Annotated in this window: 17 protein-coding genes and 1 tRNA gene; 4 read left to right on the forward strand and 14 right to left on the reverse strand. The window is 71.2% G+C overall.

Translation table 11 applies throughout. From position 1 onward, the window contains the following. Positions 1–137: 137 nt before the first annotated feature. From IE226_RS21305 to IE226_RS21340, 8 genes are all read right to left on the reverse strand, one after another. Positions 138–701: a SigE family RNA polymerase sigma factor gene (locus tag IE226_RS21305; RefSeq protein WP_190082899.1), complete on the reverse strand. Its 564-nt coding sequence runs from the start codon at positions 699–701 to the stop codon at positions 138–140. 217 nt (positions 702–918) lie between these two features. Further along, the gene (locus IE226_RS21310; RefSeq protein WP_190082900.1) at positions 919–1,911 is read right to left on the reverse strand and encodes a DUF1906 domain-containing protein; all 993 of its coding nucleotides are present in this window, start codon (positions 1,909–1,911) and stop codon (positions 919–921) included. Positions 1,912–1,963: 52 nt separating this feature from the next. Next, positions 1,964–3,130: a lipid-transfer protein gene (locus IE226_RS21315; RefSeq protein WP_190082901.1), complete on the reverse strand. Its 1,167-nt coding sequence runs from the start codon at positions 3,128–3,130 to the stop codon at positions 1,964–1,966. Continuing rightward, the gene (locus IE226_RS21320; protein ID WP_190083101.1) at positions 3,127–3,567 is read right to left on the reverse strand and encodes a MaoC family dehydratase; all 441 of its coding nucleotides are present in this window, start codon (positions 3,565–3,567) and stop codon (positions 3,127–3,129) included. Before IE226_RS21320 ends, IE226_RS21315 begins: the two co-directional genes overlap by 4 nt. 41 nt (positions 3,568–3,608) lie before the next feature. Further along, on the reverse strand, positions 3,609–4,724 hold the full coding sequence (locus tag IE226_RS21325) for an acyl-CoA dehydrogenase family protein (protein ID WP_190082902.1): 1,116 nt from the start codon (positions 4,722–4,724) through the stop codon (positions 3,609–3,611). 1 nt (position 4,725) lies between these two features. Further along, positions 4,726–5,631 carry a bifunctional MaoC family dehydratase N-terminal/OB-fold nucleic acid binding domain-containing protein gene (locus IE226_RS21330; RefSeq protein WP_190083102.1) on the reverse strand — a complete coding sequence of 302 codons (906 nt, stop codon included), beginning with the start codon at positions 5,629–5,631 and terminating at the stop codon, positions 4,726–4,728. A gap of 17 nt (positions 5,632–5,648) precedes the next feature. After that, positions 5,649–6,872: an acyl-CoA dehydrogenase family protein gene (locus IE226_RS21335; protein ID WP_190082903.1), complete on the reverse strand. Its 1,224-nt coding sequence runs from the start codon at positions 6,870–6,872 to the stop codon at positions 5,649–5,651. Positions 6,873–7,093: 221 nt separating this feature from the next. Further along, positions 7,094–7,405, reverse strand: a complete 312-nt coding sequence (locus IE226_RS21340; RefSeq protein ID WP_190082904.1) for a hypothetical protein — start codon at positions 7,403–7,405, stop codon at positions 7,094–7,096. Between the two features lie 371 nt (positions 7,406–7,776). Here IE226_RS21340 and IE226_RS21345 point away from each other — a divergent pair, with 371 nt between their 5' ends. Further along, positions 7,777–8,643 (forward strand): bifunctional DNA primase/polymerase, encoded by an 867-nt coding sequence (locus tag IE226_RS21345; protein WP_190082905.1) that lies wholly within the window; start codon positions 7,777–7,779, stop codon positions 8,641–8,643. A gap of 79 nt (positions 8,644–8,722) precedes the next feature. On the opposite strand, the gene IE226_RS21350 is transcribed toward IE226_RS21345, so the two are convergent. The 4 genes from IE226_RS21350 to IE226_RS21365 form a co-directional block, all read right to left on the reverse strand. Beyond that, positions 8,723–9,466 (reverse strand): sensor domain-containing protein, encoded by a 744-nt coding sequence (locus IE226_RS21350; protein WP_190082906.1) that lies wholly within the window; start codon positions 9,464–9,466, stop codon positions 8,723–8,725. 285 nt (positions 9,467–9,751) lie between these two features. After that, the gene (locus tag IE226_RS21355; protein ID WP_190082907.1) at positions 9,752–9,997 is read right to left on the reverse strand and encodes a hypothetical protein; all 246 of its coding nucleotides are present in this window, start codon (positions 9,995–9,997) and stop codon (positions 9,752–9,754) included. 270 nt (positions 9,998–10,267) lie between these two features. Then, positions 10,268–10,352: transfer RNA gene (locus IE226_RS21360), tRNA-Ser, on the reverse strand. Between the two features lie 42 nt (positions 10,353–10,394). Next, a complete protein-coding gene (locus tag IE226_RS21365) occupies positions 10,395–11,861 on the reverse strand; it encodes a S1C family serine protease (protein ID WP_190082908.1) in 1,467 nt (488 codons plus the stop codon). Between the two features lie 184 nt (positions 11,862–12,045). On the opposite strand from IE226_RS21365, the gene IE226_RS21370 reads away from it, so the two are divergent. From IE226_RS21370 to IE226_RS21380, 3 genes are all read left to right on the forward strand, one after another. Further along, the gene (locus IE226_RS21370; RefSeq protein ID WP_190082909.1) at positions 12,046–12,858 is read left to right on the forward strand and encodes a glycerophosphodiester phosphodiesterase; all 813 of its coding nucleotides are present in this window, start codon (positions 12,046–12,048) and stop codon (positions 12,856–12,858) included. Positions 12,859–12,920: 62 nt separating this feature from the next. Next, positions 12,921–13,538, forward strand: coding sequence for an ATP-binding protein (locus tag IE226_RS21375; RefSeq protein WP_190082910.1), 618 nt, complete (start codon positions 12,921–12,923; stop codon positions 13,536–13,538). A gap of 179 nt (positions 13,539–13,717) precedes the next feature. Continuing rightward, a complete protein-coding gene (locus tag IE226_RS21380; RefSeq protein WP_190082911.1) occupies positions 13,718–14,683 on the forward strand; it encodes a DUF5926 family protein in 966 nt (321 codons plus the stop codon). Positions 14,684–14,896: 213 nt separating this feature from the next. Here IE226_RS21380 and IE226_RS21385 read toward each other — a convergent pair whose 3' ends face one another. Further along, positions 14,897–15,442: a hypothetical protein gene (locus IE226_RS21385; RefSeq protein WP_190082912.1), complete on the reverse strand. Its 546-nt coding sequence runs from the start codon at positions 15,440–15,442 to the stop codon at positions 14,897–14,899. A 56-nt stretch (positions 15,443–15,498) separates the two neighbouring features. Beyond that, on the reverse strand, positions 15,499–16,176 hold the full coding sequence (locus tag IE226_RS21390; protein ID WP_190082913.1) for a bifunctional DNA primase/polymerase: 678 nt from the start codon (positions 16,174–16,176) through the stop codon (positions 15,499–15,501). Positions 16,177–16,357 lie beyond the last annotated feature (181 nt).

The raw sequence follows: 16,357 nt of genomic DNA on the forward strand, positions 1-16,357 counted from the left end.
CTCCCGAATGACCTACCTGGCAGTAGGGCTCGCCAGATTCTTGCCGCATACCGCACGGTATGTCACTAGGCCGGGAGAAGAAAGGTCCGGCGGAGCGGCCAGGATCACCGGGCCAAGGTCCGGCGGAGCTGCCGCGATCACCGGACCGGCGTGAGCTCCGGGTCCTCGCGCAGTTTGCCGAGCGCCCGCGAGACCGCGCTCTTGACGGTGCCGATGGAGACCCCGAGCACCTCGGCGGTCTGTGCCTCGCTGAGATCCTCGTAGTACCGCAGGACGACCATCGCCCGCTGCCGCGCGGGCAGCTTCATGATCGCGCGCCACATCGCGTCCCTGAGCACCTGCTGCTCGGCCGGATCCGCGACCGGCGTCACCTCGGGCTCGGGCAGCTCGTCGCACGCGAACTCGTCGACCTTGCGCTTGCGCCACTGCGAGGTCCGGGTGTTCAACAGGGCCCGGCGCACATAGCCGTCGAGCGCCCGGTGGTCCTGGATCCGGTCCCACGCCACATAGGTTTTGGTGAGGGCCGTCTGCAGCAGATCCTCGGCATCGCTGGGATTCGCGGTCAGCGAGCGCGCGGTGCGCAGCAACACGGGCTGCCGTGCCCGTACGTACGACGCGAACGACGGATACGCCGAAGGACTCGCTGTCCGCGTCGCGGCCTTCGATGCGCTGGTGCACACCGGCACCATGGATACGGTCATGGCTCCACGCTAGAAGCGCCCCCTACTTCAGCGGATCGGCCGCAGGTCCCTAAGCCATGTCCGCCTCAGGTTGTACGCCGGGTGGTAGCCCCACCTCCTGAAGGTGGAGGAGGCGGAGCACACCCCTGAGGGTTCATCCCTGAGGGGCGTGCCCGAGGGGTGTGCCCGAGGACGGGGCTGAGGGCGTGCCCGAGAGGGCCGCGCTGTGCCGCCGCTCCTAACTGATCCTGGCCACCGGCGCGTGCACGAGGTTCCGGTCGATCTTCAGTGTGCGTCCGCCGTGCTTCTCCTTCACGTTCCCCGCGTACTGGTGGATGCGCCGCTCCTGCCACGCGTTCTTCCGCAGCACGGGCTCGTTGTACAGGCTCGGCCGCTTGTGCCAGCGCGCGAACCAGATCACCGACGGCAGGTCCCTCACCCCGGCCCGCCGCGCCGTCTCCATGTGCCGTACGCCGAAGTTCGCGCTGCTGTAGAACCCCGGTACGTAGCCGGACCCGCGCACCTCGCGGTTCCAGGCCCGCACGAAGGCCAGGGTGGTCTTTCCGCACTCCACCTGGCGGTAGTTGTACGCCTCCATGTCCAGATAGAGCGGGCTGCCCGCCCGCATCCCGAACGACTTCGCCCTCTTTACCGCGTCACGTCCCTCCCGGGTCCCCTGCTGCACGGGGTAGCGCCCCATGCGCACGTGCTTCTTGTTCTTCGAGATGACACAGGGGGACTGCGAACCGACGTACAGCGGCAGCACCTTCCACCCCTGGCCCCGCACCGCGCGCATCCACCCGTGGCTCAGGTGCGGCTGGCGCGGGCAGGCCCGGCCGCGGCCGCCGAAGTAGACGCCGACCGCTTTGTAGTCGGAGGACGACCAGCGGCGCATCGTGTCGACGGACGGGGCGAGGCAGGTGTCGAAGGCCCGGCCACGGAAGAGCGAGACGCCTGCCGCCTTATCGCCGGCACGATCGCCTGCTGTCGTTCCGGCCGGGCTTTCGGCCGTGGTCCCGGCTGCGCTTCCGGCTCCGGCGCTGGCTCCGGCGCTGGCTCCTGCGCTGGCTCCTGCGCTTCCTCCGGCACCGGCCCTCGTACCGGGTTCGGCCTTCGTCACGCGGCCCTCGGCCCCGGGTCTGCCCACGGCGCCCGTCGGCGGTACGGCCACGGCGAGCGTGACCAGGGTGGTGGAGAGGACGAATCCCATCATCAGCTTTTGGCATCGCATACGTTGAGTGAAGAGCCCGGCGCTCCCGTTCCGGGCGGGACACGCGACGCGTTCAGCCGTCCGCCGCCAATATCAACCCCGATGTGGGGACACCGGTGCCCGCCGTGACGAGTGTGCGCGCCGCTCCCGGTATCTGGTTCACGGATGTGCCGCGCACCTGTCGGACCGCTTCCGCTATGCCGTTCATCCCGTGCAGATACGCCTCCCCGAGCTGCCCTCCGTGCGTGTTCAGCGGCAGCATCTCCCCGGCCACGAAGTCCGCCGCCTCGCCGGGCCCGCAGAAGCCGAACTCCTCCAGCTGCATCAGCACGAACGGAGTGAAGTGGTCGTAGAGAATGCCCACGTCGATGTCGCCGGGCGCGAGACCCGAACTCCGCCACAGCTGCCGTGCCACCACGCTCATCTCCGGCAGCCCGCTCAGATCGTCGCGGTAGAAGCTGGTCATCTGCTCCTGCGCCCGACCCGCGCCCTGCGCCGCCGCGGTGATGACCGCCGGCGGCTTCGGCAGGTCGCGGGCCCGCTCCACGCTCGTCACGACGATCGCCTGGCCGCCGTCGGTCTCCTGGCAGCAGTCCAGGAGCCGCAGGGGTTCGACGATCCAGCGCGACGCGGCGTGCTCGGCGAGGGTGATCGGCTTCCCGTGGAAGTACGCCGCGGGGTTGGTCGCCGCGTACTTCCGGTCGGTGACCGCCACGTGGCCGAAGACATCGGGGGTGAGGCCGTAGGTGTGCAGATAGCGCTGGGCCGCCATGGCCACCCAGGACGCGGGCGTCAGCAGGCCGAACGGCAGGGCCCAGCCGAGCGCCGCGCCCTCCGCCGACGGCTCCCGGTGCTGGACGCCCGAGCCGAAACGCCGGCCCGACCGCTCGTTGAACGCGCGGTAGCAGACGACGACCTCGGCCACGCCGGTCGCCACCGCCAGCGCCGCCTGCTGGACGGTCGCGCAGGCCGCGCCTCCGCCGTAGTGGACCCGCGAGAAGAACGAGAGCTCTCCGATACCGGCCGCCTGCGCGACGGTGATCTCCGGGTTCGTGTCCATCGTGAACGTGACCATGCCGTCCACGTCGGCGGGGCCGAGACCGGCGTCCGCGAGCGCGAGGCCGACCGCCTCCACGGCGAGTCTGAGCTCACTGCGCCCCGAGTCCTTGGAGAACTCGGTGGCCCCGATACCCACGACGGCGGCCTTTCCGCCGAGACGGTCACGCGCGCCGGCGCTCATGCCGCGCCTCCTGCCGACGGCCCGTCCGGAACCGGAACCGGAACCGGGATCGCCTCGCCCGGAACAGTGACCGTGACCGTGCCGGTGACGTGCTTGCCGATGGCGTTGGCCCCGACCACCCTGACCGTGGCCGTGTCGCCGTCGACCTCCTCCACGGAGCCGGTCAGCACCATCGTGTCCCCCGGATAGTTGGGAGCCCCCAGGCGGATCGCCACCTTGCGCAGGATCGTCCCGGGGCCGAAGTGATCCGTGATGTACCGGCCGACCAGGCCGTTCGTGGTCAGGATGTTCATGAAAATGTCGGGGGAGCCCTTCTCCCGCGCGGCCACCGCGTCGTGGTGCACGTCCTGGTAGTCCCGCGAGGCGATCGCACCGGAGACGATCAGCGTCCGGGTGACCGGGATGGTGAGCTCCGGCAACTCGTCACCCACCTTCACGTTCTCTCCTACGGCGGCTCCGCCGGAATCCCGTCTCCCCGTCATGCCGTCTCCTCCCGCACGCCCTGCACGCCCTGCACGCCCTGCACGTCCCGCGCGTCCCGCGCGATCAAGTCGCCCAGTTCTGCGAGGACTTCGCCCCCGCAGCCCAGATACGCGTCCAACTGCCGCCCCCACAGAAAATGCCGGTGCACGGGATGGTCGAGGTCGGCGCCCGTGCCCCCGTGCAGGTGCTGGCCCGCGTGCACGACGCGCCTGCCCGCCTCCGACGCCCACCACGCGGCCGTCAGCGCATGCGTGCCGTACGCAAGACCGGCGTCACGCCGCCAGGCCGCCTCGTACGCCGTGACCCGTATCGCCTCGGTGTCCATATGGGCGTCCGCTGCGCGCAGTTGGACCCCCTGTTTCGCTGCGAGGGGCCGCCCGAACTGCTCACGTTCGTTCGTGTGGGCGACGGCGCGGGCCAGCGAGCCCGCGCACACCCCGGCCTGCAGTCCCGCGAAGGCGGTCCGCGCGCTCGCCAGGACGTCGTCGTACGCCCCCTCCCCGCCGATCCGCTCCGCGGGAGTCCCGTCCAGGACCAGCCGCCCCGCCGCCCAGGGCGCGGTCAGCTCCACGGGCTCGGTCTCCGCGTCGGCCACCCGCACTCTCCACAGGCCGTGGCCGCCCCTCGGCACCGGGTCGCGCACCGCCACCAGGACCTCCGTGGCATCCCGCAGCCACGGCACCCAGGTCACCGCCCCGGTCAGCGCTCCCGGTGATCCCCCGGCCCCCGCCCCCTCCGCGCAGGCCACCACGCCGCCCCGCGCCGGGAACGCCCCCGTCGCGACCGCCGTGCCGTCCCGCAACCCCGGCAGCAACCGCTCCCGCTGCTCCTCCGTGCCGTGCGCCGCCACCGCGAGGAGCCCGTAGACACAGCTCGCCGCGAACGGCACCTGCGCCGTCACCCGCCCCTGCTCCTCAAGCAGCAGCACAAGGCCGAGCAGGCCTACGTCCTCCACCGCGCCCGGCAGCCCCGCCGCGCACAGCGCCTTCCACAGCTCGGCGTCCGATCCCGTGCCCGCAGCCGCGAGCCGCTCGGGCGTGGACAGATCCCCGAAGACCTCTCCGGCCAGGTCCCGTGCGGCGGCCTGCTCCTCCGTGGGCGTGAAGTCCATGTCAGACCCCGCCCCCCGCCATGTCCTCGACCACCCGGAACACCGGAAGCTCCAGCTCCGCGTCGACCTGCCGGAACTCGAGCCGCACCGGCTGCCCGATTCGCACCTTGTCGCCGGGGACGCCCACCACGTTGCTGACCATGCGCACGCCCTCCGCCAGTTCGACGAGCCCGACGGCGTACGGCGGATCGAAGGCGGGGAAGGGCGGGTGGTGCATGACGACGTACGAGTAGACCGTGCCCTCGCCGCTCGCCTCGACCGTGTCCCATTCGAGCGAGCCGCAGGCATTGCAGCCGGGCAGCCAGGGGAAGCGCAGGGCCCGGCAGCCGCCGCAGCGCTGGACGAGGAGCTGGTGGCGTGCCACGCCCTCCCAGAATCCGGCGTTGTCCCGGTTGATCACCGGGCGGGGCCGCTTGCTCGCGGGGCCGTCAGGGGCCGCGGGTTTCCGTTGCGCGGGCGCGTACTTGAGGATCCGGAAGCGATGCGTCCCCGCTGGTTCGCCGTCCGCTCTGACGTCCATCCGGGTCGTGACGAAGTGCCCTGTGCCCAGCTTCGTCGTCTTGCGCTCCGACACCGACTCGATGACCGCGTCGAAGGTGATCTCATTCCCCGGCCGCAGCTCACGCAGGTACTCCTGCTCGCAGTCCGTCGCGACGACCGAGGTGTATCCGGCGCCGTCCAGGAGCGCGAACAGCTCGTCGTACGCGGCCGAGCGCCCCTGATGCCCGGAGAGTCCGCCCATCGTCCAGGCCTGGAGCATGGTCGGCGGCGCGATCGGGTCCGCCCCCCTGTAGTCGGGATCGGCGTCCCCCATGGCCTCGCACCAGTGCCGGATCATCGGTGCGTTGACCGGGTCCTTGCCCACGCCGGATGTCGCCGCCGCCCGGCCCTCGAACGCCTTCAGCATCTCGTACGACAGATCAGTCACCGCCGCCCCCTCCGCATGCCGAGGCGCATCGTCGCCACGATCTCCCGCTGCACCTCGCTCACCCCGCCCCCGAACGTATTGATCTGCGCCGCCCTGTTCATCCGCTCCAGCTCCCCCTCTCCGCTGCTGCCGCCGCCGACCACGGCGCACGTGCCGAACGCCAGGGACCCGGGTGAGCCGGCCCGCACCAGCCCCGCCTCGCCCGTGACTTCCTGACATATTCGGTACACCTCAACCGCCGATTCGGTTCCCGCGAATTTCACGCCGCTCGCGTCTCCCGGCGCCAGCGCACCGGCCCCGACATCCCCCACCAAACGCCAGCTGAGCAGGCGCGTTGCCGCCAGCCTGGCCTGCGCTTCGGCCAGTCGGATCCGGACCCACGGAGCGTCAATCCGGCGTTCGCCCGTCACCGGATCGGGTGTGCCGGCGAAGGCGAGGGCCGCCGCGTAGAAATCCTCGGCCTGCATGCCGATCGCGGCGAGCGCCACCCGCTCGTGGTTGAGCTGGTTGGTGATGAGCCCCCAGCCGCCGTTCTCCTCGCCGACGAGATGCGTGGCGGGCACGCGGATGCCGTCGTAGTACGTCGCCGTGGTCGTCAGGCCGCCCACGGTCTCGATCGGCGTCCAGGAGAAGCCCGGCGCGTCGGTCGGCACGAGGATGATCGAGATGCCCTGATGCTTGGGCGCCTCGGGATCGGTGCGGCAGGCCAGCCAGATCCAGTCGGCGTTCTGGGCGTTGGAGGTGAAGATCTTCTGCCCGTCGACGACCCACACGCCACCGGCCCCGTCGGCTCCCCCGCCTTCGCGCACCGCCCGCGTCCGCAGCGAGGCCAGGTCCGTCCCCGCCGACGGCTCGCTGTAGCCGATCGCGAAGACGAGTTCGCCGCTGAGGATGCGCGGCAGGAAGGCGGCTTTTTGTTCCTCGGTGCCGTACTTCATGAGGGTCGGTCCGACGGTGTTCAGGGTGACCATCGATACGGGCGCGCCCGCGCGGTAGGCCTCGTCGAAGAAGACGAACTGCTCGTCGGGCCCGCGCCCCTGCCCGCCGTACTCCACCGGCCAGCCGAGTCCCAGCATGCCGTCGGCCCCGATACGCCGCAGGAGCCGGCGCTGCCCCTCCAGATCACTGCTCTCCGGCGGCCCTTCCGGCATCAGATCGCGGAAGTACGTGCGCAGTTCGGCGCGCAGTCGCTGTTGTCGTTCGGTGGGGGCGAGGTGCACGGCGGCGGCCTCTCCTTCGCGTACGGGCGTCGCACCGACAAGGTTTTCTGACTGTCCGTCAGAAAACGGGCCGGTGTCAAGAGATCACCCCGGACACGAGGGGTCCGCCGCGGACGCCCCGGCCCCGAACGCGCATGGGCGGCGGTGCGGAAGCACCGCCGCCCAGGACGTCACACACCCCATCGAGCAGGCCCCGGGAGCTGCCCCGGCGGCCCGTCACTTCACCAGAGGTGGGTGAAGTTGACGGCGGTGGTCTCGTTCGACTGGTCGAGCGCCGTGAATCCCGAGCCGTTCACCTGGGCGGTGTTGTTCTGGTTCGAGGCTCCGGAGCCGACCGCCTGCTGCTGCGTCGTGGCCGAGTTGCCGCTGTTGTTGCCCCCCACGCCACTGCCGTTGACGGACGCCACGCCCGCATTCGATCCGTCGTTCGCGAAGGAGCCGTTGTCGGCCGTCGCGATGCCCGTGAAGAGCGCGGCGGCCAGAGGCAGGGCCGCGGCGGCAGCGATGACGCGGGCGGTACGGATGCTTGCCATGTCAGTTTCCTCCAGAACGGGGGGTGCGCACCGGCGGTGTGCCGGGAGCACCTCAAGAGCGTCTTTTTCCGGGCCGGTTGGCCGACCGTCCCGGTGGTCCTGCTCGACGTCGCGAGACCAGAGTTGCCCACCGAATCCCCGGCGAACTACCCCGGAAGCCACGATTCCCCCGCAAGCGTGAGTACAAGTCGATAAACACTCCCCGCTCCCTCAGGGCCCGGGGCCAGCCCCCGGTAGCCGCTCCAAACGCAGGCGCCGCACGGGCTGAAGCGTTCCGTCGCTTTCCGAAGTTCGCCGGACGCGCCCGCGTGTCGTCCGCACGCCGCCCCGCCCCTCTTCCTTTCTTCGAACACTCGTACGAAAATAAAGGCATGGCCACCATCGACCGCCATGCCACAGCACTCGTTCTCGCCCACGCCCTGTCCGCCGCCGAACGCGGCCTCGCCGTCATCCCGCTCTCCCGCACCAAGCTGCCGGCGCTCCGCTCCCCCCACCACGAACAGCCCGAACCGAACCCCTGCCACGGCGAATGCGGACGCCCCGGACACGGGGTGTACGACGCCTCGACCGATCCCCGCCGCATCCGCACACTCTTCGCGGCCGCCCCCTGGGCCACCGGCTACGGCATCGCGTGCGGACTGCCCCCGCACCACCTGATCGGCATCGACCTGGACACCAAGTCCGGTACGGACGCTTCGGCGGCCCTGCGGGAACTGGCGCTCCGCCACCTGTTCACGATCCCGGCGACGGTCGTCGTGGCGACCCCCAGCGGCGGCCGGCACATCTGGCTGGCGGGCCCGCCCGACGCCGTCATCCCCAACTCCGCGAGCCGTCTTGCGCCCGGCATCGATGTCCGGGGCGCGGGCGGCTATCTCGTCGGCCCCGGCTCGCGCACCGAGCACGGCATCTACAGCACCGTGGCCGGTACCGCCCATCTCCCTCCCGCGAGCTGCCCGCCCGCGCTGCTCCGCCTGCTCACGCCTCCGCCGCGGGCCCACCAGTCCGCGCTCCCGCAGATGCCGGTGCCGCGCGGCCAGGGCCTCGTCCAGTTCGTGCTCGCCGCACACGAGGGCCAGCGCAACACCCGCCTTTTCTGGGCCGCTTGCCGCGCCTACGAGAACGGCATCGGCGAGACGCTGGCCGAGGAACTCTGCGACGCCGCGCTCCAGGTCGGCCTCACGGAACGCGAGGCCCTCTCGACGATCGCGTCGGCGGCCCGCCTGACGGGGCACGCGTAAGGGGCGCCCGCAATGGCGGACGCCCCTTACCGGCTGGCCGACCAGCCGGCCGGCTGCACACTCCCCGCACCCGCCCCCTCTAGCCGAGCAGCGAACGCACCGCCGCGCGGTCGATGTTCGTCAGGGCGCGGACCAGCTTCGGGGTCAGGAAGACGATGACGAGGCCCACCAGCGACGCTCCGGCGATCTGCACCGGCGACTCCAGGTAGAACGCGTGGTGCTCGCCGCCCGACGTGTAGTCGAACAGCCGGTAGCCGGGCCAGTCGACGTACCGCGGGAACACCCAGGAGTACGCCGGGAGCAGCGCGACCACCCAGCCGGTGACCAGGAAGGTCACGCTGAGGACGAAGGACGCCACCCGCGAAGGGAACATCACGAACTGGAAGAGCAGCGCCCGCCAGCCCGCCCCGTCCGAGAGCCGCGCCCGCATCCCCGCCCACGCCCCCGCGTCCCGCGGCTTCTCCATGGCGGCGGGCCCGGCGACATCGAGCCCCAGCCGCGCCCGCGCCCGCCCCCGTTCGGCGGCACCGAGACCCCGCGCCCCGGCCAACGCGGCGGCGAGCACCGGCAGTCCGAGCACCGTGACGAACAGGCTCACGCCGAGCGCGAACATCGTCACGGCGAAGGTGAAGCCCGCGATGGCGACGGGCAGCGAGGTGACGGTGTAGCCGATCTCCCGGTACGTGGAGGCGGCGAAGGGCGCCCGCCAGAAGCCCGGCGACCCCGCGGGACGCACGGAGGAAGGGGCGCCGGGAGAAACGGTGGGAGGAGCGGTCGGAGGAGCGGGGGAAGCGGCTGCGTACGGCAGGGTGCTGGTACTCATGACGGGCCTCGAATCATCGCGGTGGGGACGTACCGGGAGTGCCGGTTGGTGCTCGGGAGTGCCGGGGAGTGCTGTGCTGACGTCCTCAACACTCGCGGATCCGAACCGCCCGCGACATCCGGTGAACCGGCCTCCCGGGGGTGTTGCTGGCACCACCCCCGCGGCGGCACACGAGACGGAAAAGCGCCGCACGACGCGAAAAGGGGCGCCTCTGCCAGAGAGGCGCCCTTTTCGCGGACCGCGGCTCACACACCGCGGAACACGGCTTACTGCCCGCGGTGACCGTCAGCCGTCGTAGCCGTGGTGGCCGGAGCTGAAGACCCCGTCGAGGGACGAGCCGTCCTGGTGCCCGCCCGCGTGAGCGCCGCTGTAGGTGATCCCGTAGGGGCCGCCCATGTTGTATGCGGCCTGGCCCGCGTAGCGGCCCTCGGAGTGGGTGGTGCTCGGGCCGTCGTCGGCGACGGCGGTACCGGAGGCCAGGAATCCCGCGACGGTGGCTACGGCGAGGGCAGATGCGATGCGCTTCAACACGAGTTTCTCCTCTGAGACGAATCCAGTGATCCCCCGCAGAGAACGAGACCGCACTCGACCCGCACGCCCGCCTAGGCACGCCGCGCAGCGCCCACGTGGAGTACTACGTTCATCCATTCATCCAAGTCGACTTGCTCACCGCCCCGGCCCCGGCCCGCGTACAGGCTCCGCCCCCACCCCTCGACGGACGCGCGTTCGACCCCCGGCACCGGGCCGCCCCACAGCGAAGGCCCCTGACCATTACTGCTGGTCAGGGGCCTTCAACCTGCGCGGTGGGTGTGGGATTTGAACCCACGGTGACTCTCGCCACGACGGTTTTCAAGACCGTTCCCTTAGGCCGCTCGGGCAACCCACCCCGCACCGCCGTTCAGGGCGGTGCGGGGACAAGAGTAGCGGGTCAGCTCTCGCCCTTGCGCTGGCCCAGGACCACGTCGACCTTGTGCTCCTTGCCGTCGCGCTTGTACGTGATCTCGACGGTGTCCCCCGGCTTGTGGGTCCAGATCTGGCCGATCAGGGTCGGACCGCTGTCGATCACCGTGTCGTCCAGCTTCGTGATGACGTCACCGGGCTTGAGGCCCGCCTTGGCCGCGGGGCCGTTCGGAGTGACCGCCTTCGAGCCGCTCGCGCCCTCCGGGGAGATCGTGGCGCCGCCCGAGCCCTCCTCCAGGGAGACGGAGGCGCCGATCACGGGGTAGACGGCCTGGCCGTTCTTGATCAGCTGCTGTGCGACGTACTTGGCCTGGTTGACCGGGATCGCGAAGCCCAGGCCGATGGAGCCGGACTGGCCGCTCCCGCCGAGGCCGCCGCCGCTCTCCGCGGGCTTGATCGCGGAGTTGATGCCGATGACCGCGCCGCCCGCGTCGAGCAGCGGGCCGCCGGAGTTGCCGGGGTTGATGGAGGCGTCGGTCTGCAGGGCGCTCATGTACGAGCTCTTGCTGCTCGCGCCGTCGCTTGAGGTCACCGGGCGGTCCTTGGCGCTCACGATGCCCGTGGTGACGGTGTTCGAGAGGCCGAAGGGGGCGCCGATGGCGATCGTCGAGTCGCCGACCGCCACCTTGTCGGAGTCGCCGAGGGGGAGCGGCTTCAAGTTCTCGGGGCGCTCCTTGAGCTTGATGACCGCGACGTCGTAACCCTCGGCGCGGCCGACCACCTCGGCGTCGTACTTCTTGCCGTCGGAGAAGGTCGCCGCGAGCTTGCCGCCGTCTGCCGCCGAGGCCACCACGTGGTTGTTCGTGAGGATGTGGCCCTCTTGGTCGTAGACGAAGCCGGTGCCCGTGCCGCCCTCTCCGTTGCCGCCCTGGGCCTCGATGGTGACGACGCTGGGCAGCGCCTTGCCGGCGATGTTGGCGACCGTGCCGCGCTCGCGCTTGAGGTCCGCCGGGGTGTTCGACGCGGAGACCGTGGTCGAGCCCGAGCTGTTGTCGTTCCGGTCGGCGGCCCAGAAGCCGATGCCGCCGCCGACACCGCCGGCGACAAGGGCGGCCACGAGCACCGCGGCGATCAGTCCGCCACGCCGCTTGGCGGGCTTGGGCCCCGCCGCGTGCTGCGCCGTGTACGAAGCGCCCCACCCGGAGCCGGAACCGCCCTCCCCGGCGTACGAGGGAACGGCGGGCGGCGGCGGAGGCGGCCAGGCTCCGGCACCGGAGGCCTGCGGGGTCGCGCCCGCGGGAGCACCGGCGTGCGCGGGAGCCTGGTGCGCCGCCGGCTCGTCGAACGCCGCGGACGCCGGAGCGGGGCCGGGCATCGCGGGATCGGGCGCGGCGGAAGGCGGGGCGGGCTCGGCGGAAGCAGCGGGAGTTTCCACCGGCACAGGAGGCGCTGACGGGGCCGGGGGTACCTCGTTGCCCTCGTTCTCGGTGCTCACAGCTCTTCTCCTCGGTCCACGCTGTCGTTCTCGGTCACGGCCTGGCTGTGCCCAACTGTGCATGTGTCTGCAGTCAGCTTTTCCCATGGGCTGTCAGGGCACCATAAGCCGATCCTGTGGATTCGGCGCTCTGTGCCAACCCTTGGGCAAGCCTTCGGGTACCCCGTGATGGCACCATGACGCGGTGACCCTCGCACGACAGCACCAGATCCAGGTCGTGGCCCATCGCGGAGCCTCCGAAGACGCCCCCGAGCACACGCTGGCCGCGTACAAGAGAGCCGTCGAGGACGGTGCCGACGCTCTTGAATGCGACGTACGCCTCACCGCGGACGGGCATCTCGTCTGCGTCCACGACCGGCGCGTGAACCGCACGTCGAACGGCCGGGGAGCCGTGTCGGCCCTGGAGCTCAACGACCTGGCCACCCTCGACTTCGGCTCCTGGAAGAACGCCCACGGCGAGGCCGACGAGGGCCCCGACTGGGCGGACACCTCCGTCCTCACCCTGGAGCGGCTCCTGGAGCTCGTGGCGGACAGCAACGCTTCGGGGCGCGACGTCAAGCTGGCCATCGAGACCAAGCACCCCACCCGCTGGGCGGGCCAGGTCGAGGAAAGGCTGCTTCTTCTACTGAAGCGCTTCGGTCTGGACGCCCCGCCCGCCGACGGCCCCTCTCCCGTACGTGTCATGAGCTTCTCGGCGCGCTCCCTGCACCGGGTGCGGGCGGCGTCTCCCACTCTGCCGACGGTCTATCTGATGCAGTTCATCTCGCCGCGCCACCGCGACGGCCGCCTTCCCCGGGGCGTGAAGATCGCGGGCCCTGGCATGCGGATCATCCGGAACCACCCCGGCTATGTGGCCAAGCTCAAGCGCGCGGGCCACCAGGTGCACGTGTGGACCGTGAACGAACCCGGGGACGTCGAGCTCTGCGTCGAACTCGGCGTCGACGCCATCATCACCAATCGCCCCAAACAGGTGCTGTCCCAGCTGGGCCGCCGCTAACCGCAACCCCGCCGATTACGGGGTGTGCACCGGCGCGTTCGTTCCGTATTCGATCGTTCCGAGTGCGTCACCGCACAATGATTGGCCGGTTTCCGGTCCAGTCCATTGGGGCATTCACACCGTGGCGTGGGGCGAAGGAGGTCTCGGGGGTGGCGTTGGTGGTGGCACGGGAGGTGCCCGCGTCGTCGAGTATGGCCGTACCTCATGGCCCGGCGGGCGTGGGGGAAGCAAGGCACCGGATGCGTGATCAACTGCGTATGAACGGGATGCCGGAATCGGTCGTCGACGATGCCGTACTTGTCCTTTCGGAATTGCTCAGCAATGCCTGTCGGCACGGCAGGCCGCTGGGCGAAGGAATGGTCGGCGACGGAGATGTCCGCGCCGCATGGCACGTGGACACGACAGGCCGGCTGACGGTCGAGGTGACGGACGGCGGCGGCCCGACCCGCCCGGTTCCGGCCACCCCCTCGGTCACCGCGCACGGCGGTCGCGGGCTCAACATCATCACGGCCCTCGCCGATGCGTGGGGCGTGCGCGACGACACCCACGGCGAGGTCACGGTCTGGGTCGTCGTCCACGCGGGGCACCGGCACGAGGACTTCGCCACGCGCGTGGTCGCCCCGTCGGCCGGCGCACTGTCCGAGCTGGCGTACGCGGACCCCTTTGACGACCGCGACTGACGACCGCGGCTGACTGCGGCCGACGACCGCCTCCGGCGATCCCGGTCGGCCACTCTCACCGGCTCAGGCCGGCTCAGGCCGAATCCCGGCGCCCCATGGGTGAGCGGCTAGGCTCGCGCCCGTACGCCCAAGACGTACGAAGAGCCACGCTGTAAAGCCGCATCCGGGAGACACCCAAGATGGCCAAGAAGCGCCCTCAGACCAAGGGCAAGCAGCCGCAGCTGACGGACGGGCAAGTCCCTGTCGTCGGTGCCCGCGAACCCTGCCCCTGCGGTTCGGGCCGCCGTTACAAGGCCTGTCACGGCCGTGCCGCCGCGCACGCGGTGACCGAGCTGGTCCAGCGCCCCTTCGAAGGCCTGCCCGGCGAGGGCGACTGGGTGGCCCTGCGGGAGCTCGTCCCGGCGGCCACGGTCGAACTGCCCCTCAAGGGCGGGCTGCCGGACGGCGTGCCCTCCGTCTCCCTGGCGACCGTCCTGCCGATGGCCTGGCCCGCGCTGCGCCGCGACGACGGCTCGGTCCTGCTCGGCCTGCAGAACGACACCGCGTCCGGTGACATCAGCCGCGACCTCGCCGACACCCTCCAGCGCGCCCTGACCGCCGAGCCCGGCTCCCCGGTCCAGGCCCGCCGCGCCCCGGCCGACGGACCGCGCCTCCAGGACATCCTCGACCCCGACGGCACTTTCGAGCCGATCGTGCACGCGGGCTTCGAGTTCTGGGTGCCGGATTCGGAGAACGCGTCCCCGGAGGTCTCCGCGTCCCTGGAGCGGGCGAACGCCGCCGCGATCCCGACCGTGAAGCTCTCCGGCGTGGACAGCGCGTACTGGTGCGAGACGCCGGAGAAGAACCACCTGCGGTGGGTCATGCCGTACGCCGAGGAGAAGCTCCTCGACGCGCTCGCCCGGCTGCACGCGTCCGGTGCGTCGAGCCTCGGAGAGGGCACTCGCCTCGTCGGTTCCTTCCGGGCGCACGGTCTGACCGTGCCGGTGTGGGACCTGCCGAGCGGCATGGGCGCCGAGGATATCGAGAAGCCGGCCGCCGAGTTCGCCGAGCGGCTCGCGACGGCGCTCGCCGGCGATGCCCCGCTCACGCCGGAGGAGCGCCGGGCGCGCGGCGGTCTCACCAACCGCCAGGTGACGCTCAGCTGACTCGCCGGTCAGCGGGAGGGAACGGGTGACTCCTGTCACAACTCCCCGTTGTCGCAGGTAAATCCCTGTCCGGATATCCGAGATCGAATTTGCCCAGAGCAGATCTCTTGTTACCGTTCAGGTAGCCCGGTTGCTGGTGCATCCCCCGTCGCCAGCAACCGGGCCCTTCCATGTGCGCCCCGCTCCGCGGCCCGACCTGCGCTCTCAACTGGCCTACGGTCGCCCGGAGTTGCTCCCGGAGCGCAGCAGCAGCGGCCCGCCGCTCCCGTCGGCGAACTCCGCCACCGCCGCATACGCATCGGCATCCGCGGCAGTACCCTCCCGCGGCGTCTCGCACGCCCCCGGCTCGTCCGCCGCGCCCACCGCACAGTGCGTCTGTACGGTGCGTCCGGCCGGGCCCATGAGGGTCAGCACGGCGCTCAACTCGTCACCGGTCGTGTTGCGGTAGTACGTGCGCCCCCAGGTCTCGTCCTGCCGGGTCAGGACGCACGTCTGGGCCTCGATGCCCTTGGGGGAGGTGAGTTCGGGTCCGCACTGGGCGGAGGTGTCGAGGCCGAGGTCCGGCAGGAGCGAGGAGTCGTCCGTGGCGGGCTGCTTGGCGTCGGGTTCCGGTGCCGCCCCCGGTGTCGCGTCCGCCTGCCGCTCCGTCGGCCTGGCTTCGGCGTCACCGTCGCCCACGGGCCCCGCGGACGCGCCGGCGAGCGGCAGCAGAACCGTCATGGCCACGACGCCCGTGAGCGCGATCAGGCGGGGGTTCATAAGCCCTGACATTAACGACGTTCGACGGGCGTCCGGCCCCCGCACACCCATTTCCCCTACAACTCGGGCGCGCTCACACCCGTACGAGTGAGGGCATCCACCACCGCGTCCACCACGGCCTCGACATCGGGCACCCACGGCGCCGCGGAGCCGGGCAGCGGAGCCCGCTCCCAGTGCACCGGCCCCTGGCCCGTCTCGGAGGGCGGGAGCGCGATATATCCGCCCTCTCCGTGGAAGCGCAGCGAACCGGGCACGTAGTCCTTGGCGTACAGGAGGTCGCCCAACTGCTCCATGGAGTACGGCGCGACGAGCAGGAAGAGCCGGGCCGGGGTCGCGACGACCGGGCCGAGCCTGATGCCTGTCTTGTCGAGCGCGGCAAGGGCGCGCGCTCCCGCGATCGCGGGCAGGCTGACGGCGCACGGCGCCCTGCCGCCGGTGGCCAGCACGATGGGCGCGTCCGGGCGGTTCGTCCACCACCAGCGCACCATGCGCTCGTCGGTCGTCGCGGTCAGCAGACCGGGGTCGAGCGGGTGCGCTCCGGGCACTGTGCAGTCGGGGTCGGCGCAGGCGCACCGGGTGCCGTCCCGCCGGTCGAGGCCGACGCCGGGCACCACTGACCACTTCCATGCCGTCGCAAAGGTCAGGGCCGCGCCGTACAGACCGGGACTCTGGTCAGACTTCCTGCCGGTGAGCCTGGACAGGAGCCTGCTTCGCCTTCCGAGGATCTCGCGCATGAGCGCTCGTTCCTTTCCGTTTACACGCCGAGGAACACGGCGGGCCACATCACACCATGTGTGGATCACTTCGCTGTGCGTAGAACTGGCGCATCACACCCCAGCCTGCGGCATGGGGAACCCCTGGGGGCCGAGCGTTAGCGTGGCGTGGGGTGGCGGTGCCTGGCGATTGCTGTCCCGC

Source organism: Streptomyces longisporoflavus (assembly GCF_014649775.1).
GTDB classification, from domain to species: Bacteria; Actinomycetota; Actinomycetes; order Streptomycetales; family Streptomycetaceae; genus Streptomyces; species Streptomyces longisporoflavus.

Coding starts and splice junctions, on each gene's coding strand:
- IE226_RS21305 (WP_190082899.1), bottom strand. CDS start 701: ATGACCGTATCCATGGTGCCGGTGTGCACCAGCGCATCGAAGGCCGCG.
- IE226_RS21310 (WP_190082900.1), bottom strand. CDS start 1,911: ATGCGATGCCAAAAGCTGATGATGGGATTCGTCCTCTCCACCACCCTG.
- IE226_RS21315 (WP_190082901.1), bottom strand. CDS start 3,130: ATGAGCGCCGGCGCGCGTGACCGTCTCGGCGGAAAGGCCGCCGTCGTG.
- IE226_RS21325 (WP_190082902.1), bottom strand. CDS start 4,724: ATGGACTTCACGCCCACGGAGGAGCAGGCCGCCGCACGGGACCTGGCC.
- IE226_RS21330 (WP_190083102.1), bottom strand. CDS start 5,631: ATGCTGAAGGCGTTCGAGGGCCGGGCGGCGGCGACATCCGGCGTGGGC.
- IE226_RS21340 (WP_190082904.1), bottom strand. CDS start 7,405: ATGGCAAGCATCCGTACCGCCCGCGTCATCGCTGCCGCCGCGGCCCTG.
- IE226_RS21345 (WP_190082905.1), top strand. CDS start 7,777: ATGGCCACCATCGACCGCCATGCCACAGCACTCGTTCTCGCCCACGCC.
- IE226_RS21350 (WP_190082906.1), bottom strand. CDS start 9,466: ATGAGTACCAGCACCCTGCCGTACGCAGCCGCTTCCCCCGCTCCTCCG.
- IE226_RS21380 (WP_190082911.1), top strand. CDS start 13,718: ATGGCCAAGAAGCGCCCTCAGACCAAGGGCAAGCAGCCGCAGCTGACG.
- IE226_RS21385 (WP_190082912.1), bottom strand. CDS start 15,442: ATGAACCCCCGCCTGATCGCGCTCACGGGCGTCGTGGCCATGACGGTT.
- IE226_RS21390 (WP_190082913.1), bottom strand. CDS start 16,176: ATGCGCGAGATCCTCGGAAGGCGAAGCAGGCTCCTGTCCAGGCTCACC.